Below are 12,588 nucleotides of genomic sequence, written 5' to 3'. Positions count from 1 at the left end.
GTTTTCCACTCTCTTCTATAATAAAGTTGTACCAAAAAAGGGAGGTTCATGAAATGAAAGTATTCAAGAAGCTGTTCGTGCTTACGCTTGTCTTGGGCGTCATCATGGCGCTCGCCGCGTGCGGGGGATCGAAAAAAACAAACAGCGGATCTTCTCAAGACAGCGGTGGCAAAAAGACGCTCACGGTTTCCGTGGAAGAATCTTATGCCGATTATGTCAACAGTATTAAGGGCGATTTTGAAAAGAAAAACAATTGTACTGTAAAAGTGGTCAAAAAGCCGATGTTTGACCAGCTGGAAGCACTGCCTTTGGACGGCCCGGCAGGAAAAGCCCCAGATGTGATGCTCGCTTCTTATGACCGGATCGGCGGACTCGGCCAGCAGGGGCATCTGCTTAAACTGTCCAAAAAAGATGTTAGCGCCTATGATGCAAAAGACCAGCGCCAAGTCATGATCGACAACAAAGTTTACGGCGTCCCGTTCGTCATTGAAACGCTCGTCCTTTATTACAACAAAGATTTGTTGAAAAGCCCGCCAAAAACATTTGCCGATCTTGAAAAATTGGCGAAAGACAGCAAATATAATTTTTCATCCGAATCCGGAAAGAATACAGGATTCCTTGTTAAATGGACGGACTTCTACTATTCTTACGGCTTGCTCGCGGGTTACGGTGGCTATGTGTTCGGCGATAACGGCACAAACACAAAAGATATCGGGTTGAACAATGCCGGTTCCGTAAAAGCCATTACGTACGCCACACACTGGTTTAAAGATATTTGGCCAAAAGGAATGAAAGATACAAAAAGCTCCGGCGACTTTGTAACAGAAGAATTCTCAAAAGGCAAAGCGGCTGCCGTCATTGACGGTCCTTGGTCGGCGGACACCTACGCGAAAGCAAAAGTAAATTACGGCGTAGCCCCGATCCCGACGCTTCCAAACGGCCACAAGTACGAAGCATTCGGCGGCGGAAAAGGATGGGTTGCTTCCAACTATACGAAAGAACCGAAACTTGCGGAAAAATGGATTCAATACGTCACCAACTCCGCAAACAGCTACAAATTCTATGAAAAATACAAAGAAATCCCTGCCAACCCGACTGCGCGCGAAAAAGCGGCTGCGACAAATGATGAACTGACAAAAGCGGTTGTTGAACAGTACAAATCCGACCAGCCGATGCCGAACGTTCCGGAAATGGCAGAAGTCTGGACCGGTATGGAATCGACGATGTTTGACGCAGCGAGCGGCAAGAAAACACCAAAGCAGGCAGCCGATGCAGCGGTGAAGACGATCAAAGACAATATTTCCCAAAAGTATTCCAATAAATAATCCGCTTTATCCATTTCCAGGTGGGGATACGCTCCACCTGGTTTTCAAAATATGGTGCTAGGCCGTTAGCAGGTTGAAAGCCGTGTAAACTTCCAGGTTTGGCGTCCATGTTGCAAAAAGCACCAGTAACATAAGTCAACTGCGCGTATTTTCAAGATTGGCATCCGGACCACAAAAATCTGCTGCCAACAAAAAATGAAATATTTTCAAAAAGGTGTCCCTGCCGCAAAACTGCAGCGCTGTATCACATGGACGTAAGACCAAGTCATCCATTTGCAAAAGGCACAAAGTAGCCATGTTTCGCTCATTTTCTATAGCTGCAGCATGAAAATCTGCCAGCGGGATTTTTTGGAAAGACCAATATAGAAACGAGGTAATCAAAATGGAAACCGAACCGAATAAACTGAAGGATGTCCGAAAAGCCGGCTTCTTCTCCCTGATCCCGGGGCTCGGCCAGTTTTATAACAAGCAGCCTTTTAAAGGCGTCCTTTTTCTGGCTATTTTTATCCTTTTTGCCATCCAAATGATCGTAGCAGGCATCCCGGCAATAAACGATTTTATCACGCTGGGTTCTGTCCCGCGGGTTGACCATTCGCTGTTTCTGATGATCAAGGGTTCCCTGCAAATCATTTTGATCGCAATTTTTCTAGCTTTTTATTTGCTGAATATTTATGATGCCCGGCGTGTTGCCGCCATCTGGAACTTAAAGGGGACAGCCAACACATCCACCAAGGCCATTTTAAAAAACGCATGGGATGCAGGCTTTCCTTATTTGCTGACGATTCCGGCCTATGTGGCCATGACATTCGTCATCATTTTTCCTGTGCTTGTGACGCTGTTCACTGCTTTTACAAACTATGATTTTTATCATATTCCGCCTTTCCGCTTGATTGACTGGGTCGGGATCAAAAATTTCTTAAATATTTTTTCGCTTAGCTCGTATCGGGCCACGTTTACAAGTGTGCTCAGCTGGACAATCATCTGGACATTATGCGCGACCACCGGCCAGATTGTGCTCGGCATTTTAACAGCCTGTGTGGTAAACCAGCCTTTTATCAAAGGGAAAAAGCTGTTTCGGATCATTTTTTTGCTGCCATGGGCGGTGCCGGCCTTTATTACCATTATGAGCTTTTCCAACATTTTCAATGACAGTATCGGTGCCATCAATGCCCAGGTCATTCCGCTGCTCAACCATCTTCTGTTTACCGACATTCCGGCCATCTCGTGGAAAACGGATCCGTTCTGGACAAAAGTGGCCTTGATCATGATCCAGACATGGCTCGGTTTCCCGTATATTTATGTGATGGTCACCGGCGTTCTGCAGTCGATCCCGGGCGATTTATATGAAGCCGCCATCATTGACGGCGCAAATTTCTGGCAAAAGTTCCGCAGGATTACCCTGCCGATGATTTTATTTGCCACCGCGCCTGTTCTGATCACCCAGTACACATTTAATTTTAATAACTTCTCAATTATTTATCTCTTTAATAACGGCGGGCCGGGCAGTGTCGGAGCGGGGGCCGGGTCGAGCGATATTTTAATTTCCTGGATTTATAAACTGACGACCGGGACATCGCCGCAGTACGCGATGGCCGCGGCGATTACCCTTATGATTTCATTTATTGTAATTGCCGTCTCGATGATCGCCTTTAAAAAGACAAACGCTTTCGGCAATGAGGAGATGATGTAGGATGAAGACGTTAATGAAAAATCAAAAATTTACCCGTTTCTGGAACCGGTTTTTCACCTATGCATTTTTAATCCTATTAAGTGTGATCATTCTGTACCCATTGCTCATTACAGCGTCGTCTGCTTTCCGGGAGTCCAATATCGTTTCCTTCCAGCTGGATTTTCATTCCCACTGGACATTGGACAATTTCCGCCAGCTGTTTACCCAGACGCTGTATCCGGAATGGTATAAAAACACGCTTATCATCGCGGTAGCAACGATGGTTTTACAGATCGTCATCGTGACGCTTGCCGGCTACACTTACAGCCGCTACCGTTTTAAAGGAAGAAAGTACAGCCTTGTCTTTTTCCTGATCATCCAAATGGTTCCGACAATGGCGGCCTTGACCGCATTTTATGTCCTGGCGAATATCCTGAACGCGCTCGACACGTACTGGTTTTTAACCTTGCTTTATGTTGGCGGCGGCATTCCGATGAATACGTGGCTGATGAAAGGTTATTTCGATACGGTGCCGCGCGATTTGGACGAATCGGCAAGAATTGACGGAGCCGGCCATTTGCGCGTATTTTGGCAAATTGTGCTCCCGCTTGTTAAACCGATGCTTGCCGTCCAGGCACTCTGGGCATTTATGGGGCCGTTCGGGGATTATTTGCTGGCTAAATTTTTGCTCCGGACACCAGAACATTTAACCGTGGCGGTCGGCCTCCAACAATTTATTTCCAACCCGACCCAGCAAAAGGTGACGCTCTTTGCTGCCGGCGCCATTTTAGCCGCGCTGCCAATCTGTATTTTGTTTTTCTTCCTGCAGAAAAACTTTGTATCCGGGCTGACGTCGGGGGGCACAAAAGGATAAAGTGCGTAACGAGATGAACAGCTTTAACAGCTGCCGGCCCATGCGGAAAAAACTTGTAAAAAAACATAGCATACTTTATTGAAATGTGGGATTGCTTATGGAACAGATTCAAAGATTCCCTGCTGGTTATTTTGCGACGATCGTTTCACCCGTAAAAATCTTCCGGCACCGGGGCGCGCTTGGCGTTTGGAAACTGATTCTCATTTTTTTCTTTTTAAACGCCTGCCTGATTGCCCCGCTTTCACTCTCTTTTGCGCGGGCAGGAAATATCAGTTTAAAGCAAGTGGCGCCGCATTTATACGAAGCAGTGCAAACCGGATATACCGGGCAAAACGCCGTCCTTTCCTTTCAAAACGGCATGCTCCAATCCAGCAACGCGTGGACAAAGGATCACGGAGATACGATTATCTCCTTTGACCCGGGCAAAACCGCTGCCGTTTCAGAAAGCCGTTACCATACAAAAGTCACGCATTACAAAAATGCGCTCCTTTTCCGGAAAGACCGGCTCATTCTGGCTGATGAAAACGGCTTTGGCTTTTCCGTCCGCTACCCGGCCGGAAACGAGAAGATCACGATCCAAAACGGCCGTGACCTTGCTTCTTTTGCCGGCGCTCTCTGGTTCCGGCAATATAAAGTCAACCTGATTCCGCTTGTTTCATGCCTGATCGGAATCCTGTTTCTTTTCAGCAATATACTTTTAATGGGGGCAGTGTCCCTGATACTTTGGCTGACACGTTTTTCAAGTTTTTCCGGCATACGGTCATTGAAACAGGCTGCAACCATTACACTATCTGCAGCAGGAGTTCCGTCCATTATTGCCATGTTGGCAGGCTTTGCCGGCGCAGGTGCTGCAACAATGATGATGATCCAATCACTGGGCATGGTGCTTTTCATTGCGATGATTTTTTTAAAAACAAAATTTCTGGCGGACGACATGTAAATACAAGATGCTGACGAGGAGGATTTCTAATGTATTATAACCGGCTTTTCGATGTAGATGAATGGACTTTAAAAACAACGAAGCTCCACCGTGAACATATTCGGCTTCAGGAAAGCATCACTTCTTTAGGAAACGGCTATATGGGAATGCGCGGGAATTTCGAGGAGTCTTATTCCGGGGACCATCACCAGGGCACGTATATTGCAGGGGTCTGGTACCCGGATAAAACAAGGGTGGGCTGGTGGAAAGTCGGCTATCCCGATTATTTCGGAAAGGTCATTAACGCAGTCAATCTTGTCGGGTTGCGCGTCTGGATTGATCAAGAGGAAATTGACCTGTTTCTGGACCCGCTCGAACAATTTCAACTGGAACTTGATATGAAAAATGCCGTCTTGCGCCATTCCTATCTTGTCGAAAAGTCTGGCAAGAAAGTCAAAATTGAATTTGAACGTTTTTTCAGCATTGTCTATAAAGAAATTGCCGCGATCCGAATCCGTGCCACCAATCTTGGCAATCCGGCCGTCCTCACGTTAAAACCTTTCCTGGACGGCAATGTCAAAAACGAAGACGCCAATTATGATGAAATGTTCTGGACGGAAATCCAGTCTGAAGCAACGGAAGACAAGGCCGCGGTTGTCACGGAAACAATTGAAAACCCGTTCGGTGTTCCCCGTTTTACCGTAGCTGCCGCCATGGGCAATCTGACGGAGGCAACGCTTGCTTCCTGTGAGTCGGATACGCTTTATGCCGGCCACGTATATGAAAAAACGCTCGGCGAAAACGAGTCGCTCCTTCTGGATAAAATCGTTTCTGTCACGACAAGCCGGGACTATGAAAAAGATGCGCTCCTCCCCCGCGCCTACGAATTGCTTGAACAGGCTTTGGAAAACGGGTACGAAAAGCTGTACGAGGAGCACGCAGCAGCCTGGCATAAACGGTGGGAGAAAGCAGACGTCCGCATTTCCGGCGATCCGGAAGCCCAGCAAGGGATCCGCTTTAACCTATTCCAGCTTTTTTCGACCTATTACGGCGATGATCCGCGCTTAAACATCGGCCCGAAAGGTTTCACCGGCGAAAAATACGGCGGCGCGACGTACTGGGATACAGAAGCCTATGCCGTACCCATGTATCTGGCCGTTGCCACGCCGGAAGTCACAAGAAATTTACTGCTCTACCGCTACCATCAGCTTCCAGAAGCGTATGAAAACGCAAAAAAACTCGGGCTGAAAGGCGCTTTATATCCGATGGTCACCTTTACCGGGATCGAATGCCATAACGAATGGGAAATCACATTCGAAGAAATTCACCGGAACGGCGCCATTGCTTATGCCATTTACAATTATGTCAATTACACCGGCGACAAAGACTACATCAGCCAGTACGGGATTGACGTCCTCGTCGGGATCAGCCGCTTTTTCGCCGACCGTGTCCATTTTTCCGAGCGAAAGAAAAAATACATGATCCATGGCGTCACCGGCCCGAACGAGTATGAAAACAACGTCAACAACAACTGGTACACAAACCGGATTGCCGTCTGGACGCTTAAATATACCCTTGCGTCCCTTGATTTTACCGGTGCGGAAAAAGCAGCCGCGCTGAATATTACGGAAGAAGAACGCGCGCATTGGCAGGATATTATCGACCGGATGTATTTTCCGTATGATGAAGAGCTGGGCATTTTTCTACAACAGGACGGCTTCCTGGATAAACCGATCAAACCAGTTAGCTGCCTCCCGAAAGAAGATCTGCCGCTCAATCAGCACTGGTCATGGGACCGGATTCTGCGCTCCTGTTATATTAAGCAGGCTGACGTACTGCAAGGGTTTTATTTCTTCAATGATGCGTTTACAATAGAAGAAAAGCGGCGCCATTTTGAATTTTACGAACCGCTCACCGTCCATGAATCGAGCCTCTCCCCGTGCGTCCATGCGATTCTAGCGGCTGAGCTTCGAAAAGAAGACAAAGCGGTCGAACTGTATAAGCGCACGTCCCGGCTTGATCTTGACAACTATAACCATGATACGGAAGACGGGCTGCACATCACGTCCATGACCGGAAGCTGGCTTTCCATTGTCCACGGGTTTGCCGGCATGCGCACCTTCCATGAAACATTGTCGTTTGTGCCGTTTTTACCGAAAGACTGGGATGAATACGCATTTAAAATCAATTACCGGCACCGCCTCCTTGAAGTGAAAGTAAACAAAAAAGAAGTCACCATCTCCCTTTTGGAAGGCGAACCGCTTGAATTGAAGTTATACGGGGAATTCATCCATCTAACAAATACGTACACGAAGGAGTATGAGCTGTCATGACAGAATGGTGGAAAAAAGCCGTTGTTTACCAGATTTACCCGCGTAGTTTTTATGATACAAATGGTGACGGGATCGGCGATTTGCGGGGAATTATGGATAAGCTCGACTATTTGAAGAAACTTGGGATCGACTGCATCTGGATCAGCCCGGTGTACGACTCGCCGCAGGATGACAATGGCTACGACATCCGTGACTACCGCAAGATCGACAAGATGTTCGGGACAAATGAAGATATGGACCGCCTGCTTGACGAAGCCCATGCACGCGGGATTAAAATCGTAATGGATCTTGTCGTGAACCATACCTCCGATGAACATGCCTGGTTTGTCGAAAGCCGGAAATCGAAGGATAATCCGTACCGCGACTTTTATTTTTGGAAAGACCCGAAACCGGACGGCACCCCTCCGAACAACTGGGGTTCGATGTTTTCCGGTTCCGCCTGGGAGTACGACGAAACAACCGGGCAATACTATTTGCACTATTTTTCAAAGAAACAGCCTGACTTAAACTGGGAAAACGAAAAAGTGCGGAAAGAGATTTACGATATGATGAAGTTCTGGATGGATAAAGGGGTGGACGGCTGGCGCATGGATGTGATCGGCTCGATTTCCAAGTTTCTTGATTTTCCTGATTATGAACTTCCGGAAGGGCAAAAATACGACATTGGCAAGTATCATGCAAACGGGCCGCGCCTCCATGCGTTCATCCAGGAAATGAACCGCGAAGTGCTGTCGAAATACGACTGCATGACTGTCGGGGAGGCCATTGGATCCGATGTCGAAATCGCCAAGAAATATACGGGGCCGGACCGCCATGAACTCAATATGATTTTTAACTTTGAACATATGGATGTCGATACGAAACCAGGCAGCCCTGCCGGCAAATGGGCTCTGAAGCCTTTTGACCTCATTGAATTGAAACAAATCCTTTCCCGCTGGCAATATGCGCTCGCGGATACCGGCTGGAATGCGCTCTACTTTGAAAACCATGACCAGGCAAGGGTTGTATCGCGCTGGGGCAATGATACAACGTACCGGGCGGAATGTGCAAAAGCGTTTGCCACCATTTTGCACGGACTGAAAGGGACCCCTTTTATTTACCAGGGGGAAGAAATCGGGATGGTGAATGCCGCGCTTGAACTCGAAGAATATGATGATATTGAAATCCGGAATGCTTATCAAGAACTCGTACTGGAAAATCAAATCATGACGAAGGATGAATTTTTAACAGCTGTCCGAAAAAAAGGACGTGACAATGCACGGACGCCGATGCAGTGGGACAGCGGTCCGAATGCCGGCTTTACAACCGGAAAACCGTGGCTTAAAGTGAACGACCGCTATCCGGAGATCAACGTAGCAAAAGCGCTTCAAGATTCGAATTCGATTTTTTATTACTATCAATCTCTGATCAAGCTGCGGCATACATATGATGTGTTTACAGACGGCCGGTATGAGCTGCTGATGCCGGACCATCCGCATTTGTACGTATACACGAGGGAGAATGAATCGGAAAAGCTGCTCGTTGCCGCCAACTTAAGCGAAAACACGGTAAGCTTTGATCAACCGGATGGCAACTGGAAACTGCTGCTTGGAAACTATGAAGATACGCGCTCCAGCACGCTGTTCCGCCCGTATGAAGCAGGAATTTATTATCTGGAAAAATAGATTTTTGTGCTATGTTCACCCGATTGCCTTTGGATGCAAAGAGCGTGTTTGTACGGCGGTTGCTCCGCCATACGCCTCCGCTTTGCCCGGTTGCTTTTTTATGCAAAGAGCCCTCTATCCTGCGTATGAGGGGCTCTTTGCTGTTTCTTTGGTTTGGTAGATTTTTGGCTGAAAGTCTAGGCACGTTTCTTTCGCAGGAGATATGGCTGGAATTTGTCCCGCTTCTTATCGCAGACGCCTCCCTACGATCACTTTTGAACGAAATTCTGACCGCTTTCTTAACGTAGATGCGGCCTATGTGAAGAAAGGCCGGCTTTTTCCCCCGCTTGCTTCACTTAGAGGTGGTCTATGTGAAGGAAGAGATCCTTTTTGGCTCGGTTTCTTAATGTGGACGCGCTCTATGTTAAGAAACAAGCCCATTTTCCTCCGCTTCCTTAACGTAGACGGGCTCTAAGTTAAGAAACAAGCCCATTTTCCTCCGCTTCCTTAACGTAGACGCGCTCTATATTAAGAAAGCACCTCATTTTCTATCGCTTCCTTAACGTAGACGCGCTCTATGTTAAGAAACTATCTCATTTCCCTCGCTTCCTTAACGTAGACGCGCTCTATGTTAAGAAACAAGCCCATTTTCCTCCGCTTCCTTAACGTAGACGACGGGCTCTAAGTTAAGAAACAAGCCCATTTTCCTCCGCTTCCTTAACGTAGACGCGCTCTATGTGAAGGAAGCACCTCATTTTCCCTCGCTTCCTTAACGTAGACGTGCTCCATGTTAAGAAACTATCTCATTTTCCCTCGCTTCCTTAACGTAGACGCGCTCTATGTTAAGAAACAAGCTCATTTTCCTCCGCTTCCTTAACGTAGACACCTCTATGTTAAGAAAGCATCTCATTTTCTCTCGTTTCCTTAACATGGACTCGTTCTATGTTAAGGAACAAGCTCATTTTCCCCAGCTTCCTTCACATAGACACACTCTATAGCCAAGTTCCCGACCGCTTCCCTTACATTGAACCCGTCCAATCTCCATTCCACATGACAAAGCTTGCCGGAAAATATCCTTTGCCAAAAATGAAAGACAGCCGCCGGAAAAAACTGGCAGCTGTCTTTCACGTATCATCTATTTAGGAAACCGTAATGGCCTTGACCACTTCTTCCAGCTGCATGCCTCTTGAGGCTTTGACCAAAACCAAATCGCCGGCTCCGATTTTTCCTTTCAACATATCGATCAACCGCTTCTTGTCCTCAAACGCAAACACACGGTTGTCCGGAAAATCGCAAGCTTCCGCGATCAGACGGCCCAACTTGCCATATGTAAAAACAAAATCAATTTTTTCGGGATTCAAGTCGCGGCCAACCTCCCTGTGAAACGCCGCTTCCTTTTCACCCAGTTCAAGCATATCCCCGAGCACAAGGATTTTCCGGCCCGTTCCTTCAAACTGCTCCACCAACCGGATGGCCGCACGCATCGACGTCGGGCTTGCATTATATGCATCGTTGATAATTTTTGAACCGTTGATGCCGTCCGCCATTTCCATCCGCATTGCGCTCAGCCTCGTTTTCCCAAGCCCTGCGCGGATTTCCTCAAATGGCATGCCAAACTCGCGGCCGGCAAGAATGGCGGCAAGCGAATTGATGACATTGTATTCACCAAGGACCGGCAGATAAAAATCGATATCTCCCGATGCATTTGTCCGGAACGTGCTGCCGCTTGTCTCTTGTTTCCATTCCACCGGATAAAGATCATTTCCGTGCCCTTTGCCAAACGTCTTTGTTCGGATGCCGGTAATGTTTGGCACCCGTTCCTGCAAAAGCGGTTCATCCCCCATATAGATCAGCAGCCCGTTTTCCGGAAGGCCTTCTGTAATTTCGAGTTTTGCATCGGCAATCGCTTCACGGGAACCGAGATTTTGAATATGCGCCTCACCGATATTTGTAATAATGGCCACATCCGGGCGGGCAATCGATGTGAGGAAAGAAATTTCCCCTTTTGCACTCATGCCCATTTCCACTACGGCGATTTCCGTGTCTTCATCAAGGGACAAAAGCGTTAACGGAACGCCCTGGTGGTTGTTAAAATTGCCTTCCGTTTTTTGCACTTTAAATTTTTCGGAAAGGACGGAGGCGACCATATCTTTTGTTGTCGTTTTGCCGTTGCTGCCGGTAATGCCGACAACTTTTGCCCGCAAGGCGTTCCGGTAGCTTTTTGACAGTTCTTGCAAGCTCTTCTCTGTGTCTTCCACGATAAGAAGCGGCACGTTCGCCGGCGGGTTTGGCACATCTTTTTGCCAGAGGGATGCAGCTGCGCCTCTGCGGAACGCGTCTTCCACATATTGATGGCCGTCCGCATGTCTGCCAGTAAGCGGCACATACAGATTCCCTTTTTCGATTTTGCGCGAATCAATGCATACGCCATGTACAAGCGTTTCGTTGTGTTGCAGTTGTTCCCCGTCTTCCACATGGATCATTCCGGTCATTTCCCGGATCGTCCGTTTGATCATTTTCGCTCTTTTCCTCCTTGAAAACAGAACGGGAACCATTCAGAATGGTTCCAAACTAAGATTTGGAAAGTATCTCGTCCGCTTAAAATTCAGAACGGGAACCATTCAGAATGGTTCCAAACCCCGTTACAAAGTATATTTAATCCGCTGTTTTTCCGCATGTCGCTCCAGGGCAAGTTCAATCAGCTTTTCGATCAGCTGCGGGTAATCCAGCCCTGCCTCTTTCCACAGAAGCGGAAACATGCTGAACGGTGTAAATCCGGGCATCGTATTGATTTCATTGATGATCACCCGTTCGTCTTCTGTCACAAAAAAGTCAGCACGCACCAGCCCCGAGCAGTCGAGTGCTTTAAATGCTGTAATCGCAGCTTCGGTACATTTTTTATACACTTTTTCGGGAATATCGGCCGGAATGATTAACGCCGTTTCCCCGTCTTCGTATTTCGCTTTATAATCGTAAAAATCTTTTTTCGCGACAATTTCGCCGGCAACGGAACATTGCGGATCGTCATTCCCGATCACGCCAAGTTCAATTTCCCTGGCCGTGACGCCTTCTTCGACAATGATTTTCCGGTCGTACTGAAAGGCTTCCTTAAATGCTGCTTCCAACTCCGTGCGGTTTTTACACTTACTGATCCCGACGCTTGAACCGAGATTCGCCGGTTTGACGAAACAAGGGTAGCCGGTCTTTTCTTCCACTTGTTGAAAACAGGTTTCGAGCGCATTTTCCCATTCACTCCGGATAAAAGAAACATATTTCACTTGGTCGAGCCCGGCTTGTGCAAACAGGTTTTTCATAATTACTTTATCCATTCCGGCTGAAGAGGCAAGCACGCCGTTTCCGACATACGGCAGGTTTAACAGTTCAAGCATGCCCTGTACGGTGCCGTCTTCCCCGTTTGGCCCGTGCAGCAGCGGAAAAATGACGTCATAGCCGCCTTTTTCACCCGATACAGTGGTTGACAGCGCATTGGGGGCCATTTTCTTTCCGTCACGGAACTCAAGTTGTTTCACGGTTTCAACAGGTCCGGTTAAAAGCGGCCCTTTTATCCAGTCCCCTTCCGTTGTAATGAAGATGGGGTAAATATCGTATTTTTCGTGATCCAAGGCCTGTATTACAGCTTTGGCGGTTTGCAGGGATACTTCGTGTTCAGCGGATTTCCCGCCGTAAAGCAAACAGATTTTCTTTTTCATTGTCATCCTCCATCATACGAACAGGATATTCCTATTTTAACATTTTACACACCCGGTGTGCGCCAAATTTGCCATTTTGATTTGTTCAGTTTCTTCCCTATTGTATGGCAAAACG

At 47.5% G+C, this 12,588-nt stretch carries 8 protein-coding genes; 6 read left to right on the top strand and 2 right to left on the bottom strand.

All coding sequences use genetic code 11. From position 1 onward, the window contains the following. Positions 1–53 precede the first annotated feature (53 nt). The 6 genes from BCOA_RS24850 to BCOA_RS24825 all read left to right on the top strand — a co-directional run bounded on the left by BCOA_RS24850 (position 54) and on the right by BCOA_RS24825 (position 8,784). Positions 54–1,325 carry an extracellular solute-binding protein gene (locus BCOA_RS24850; RefSeq protein WP_014096796.1) on the top strand — a complete coding sequence of 424 codons (1,272 nt, stop codon included), beginning with the start codon at positions 54–56 and terminating at the stop codon, positions 1,323–1,325. 382 nt (positions 1,326–1,707) lie between these two features. Then, entirely contained in the window at positions 1,708–3,015 is a 1,308-nt protein-coding gene (locus tag BCOA_RS24845) for a carbohydrate ABC transporter permease (protein WP_014096795.1), read from the top strand. Position 3,016: 1 nt separating this feature from the next. Next, positions 3,017–3,868, top strand: a complete 852-nt coding sequence (locus BCOA_RS24840) for a sugar ABC transporter permease (RefSeq protein WP_014096794.1) — start codon at positions 3,017–3,019, stop codon at positions 3,866–3,868. A 97-nt stretch (positions 3,869–3,965) separates the two neighbouring features. Beyond that, a complete protein-coding gene (locus tag BCOA_RS24835) occupies positions 3,966–4,808 on the top strand; it encodes a DUF1189 family protein (RefSeq protein WP_014096793.1) in 843 nt (280 codons plus the stop codon). 29 nt (positions 4,809–4,837) lie between these two features. Continuing rightward, positions 4,838–7,120 (top strand): glycoside hydrolase family 65 protein, encoded by a 2,283-nt coding sequence (locus tag BCOA_RS24830; RefSeq protein ID WP_014096792.1) that lies wholly within the window; start codon positions 4,838–4,840, stop codon positions 7,118–7,120. After that, on the top strand, positions 7,117–8,784 hold the full coding sequence (locus BCOA_RS24825) for a glycoside hydrolase family 13 protein (RefSeq protein ID WP_014096791.1): 1,668 nt from the start codon (positions 7,117–7,119) through the stop codon (positions 8,782–8,784). The genes BCOA_RS24830 and BCOA_RS24825 overlap by 4 nt, the downstream gene beginning before the upstream one ends. A gap of 1,118 nt (positions 8,785–9,902) precedes the next feature. Here the strand turns inward: BCOA_RS24825 and BCOA_RS24820 are convergent. Together BCOA_RS24820 and BCOA_RS24815 are read right to left on the bottom strand one after the other, a co-directional pair. Further along, on the bottom strand, positions 9,903–11,279 hold the full coding sequence (locus BCOA_RS24820) for a UDP-N-acetylmuramoyl-tripeptide--D-alanyl-D-alanine ligase (protein ID WP_014096790.1): 1,377 nt from the start codon (positions 11,277–11,279) through the stop codon (positions 9,903–9,905). A 126-nt stretch (positions 11,280–11,405) separates the two neighbouring features. Then, positions 11,406–12,473 carry a D-alanine--D-alanine ligase gene (locus BCOA_RS24815; RefSeq protein ID WP_014096789.1) on the bottom strand — a complete coding sequence of 356 codons (1,068 nt, stop codon included), beginning with the start codon at positions 12,471–12,473 and terminating at the stop codon, positions 11,406–11,408. Positions 12,474–12,588: the final 115 nt, after the last annotated feature.

The sequence above is a fragment of the Heyndrickxia coagulans 36D1 genome, from assembly GCF_000169195.2.
Classification (GTDB): domain Bacteria; phylum Bacillota; class Bacilli; order Bacillales; family Bacillaceae_C; genus Weizmannia; species Weizmannia faecalis.
The sequence above is the reverse complement of the archived record's forward strand: the minus strand, read 5'-3'. Positions and strand labels throughout refer to the sequence as shown.

Bases quoted from the DNA above. Each gene is read 5' to 3' on its own strand.
- BCOA_RS24830 (WP_014096792.1), top strand. From the start codon at position 4,838: ATGTATTATAACCGGCTTTTCGATGTAGATGAATGGACTTTAAAAACA.
- BCOA_RS24820 (WP_014096790.1), bottom strand. From the start codon at position 11,279: ATGATCAAACGGACGATCCGGGAAATGACCGGAATGATCCATGTGGAA.
- BCOA_RS24835 (WP_014096793.1), top strand. From the start codon at position 3,966: ATGGAACAGATTCAAAGATTCCCTGCTGGTTATTTTGCGACGATCGTT.
- BCOA_RS24825 (WP_014096791.1), top strand. From the start codon at position 7,117: ATGACAGAATGGTGGAAAAAAGCCGTTGTTTACCAGATTTACCCGCGT.
- BCOA_RS24840 (WP_014096794.1), top strand. From the start codon at position 3,017: ATGAAGACGTTAATGAAAAATCAAAAATTTACCCGTTTCTGGAACCGG.
- BCOA_RS24850 (WP_014096796.1), top strand. From the start codon at position 54: ATGAAAGTATTCAAGAAGCTGTTCGTGCTTACGCTTGTCTTGGGCGTC.
- BCOA_RS24815 (WP_014096789.1), bottom strand. From the start codon at position 12,473: ATGAAAAAGAAAATCTGTTTGCTTTACGGCGGGAAATCCGCTGAACAC.
- BCOA_RS24845 (WP_014096795.1), top strand. From the start codon at position 1,708: ATGGAAACCGAACCGAATAAACTGAAGGATGTCCGAAAAGCCGGCTTC.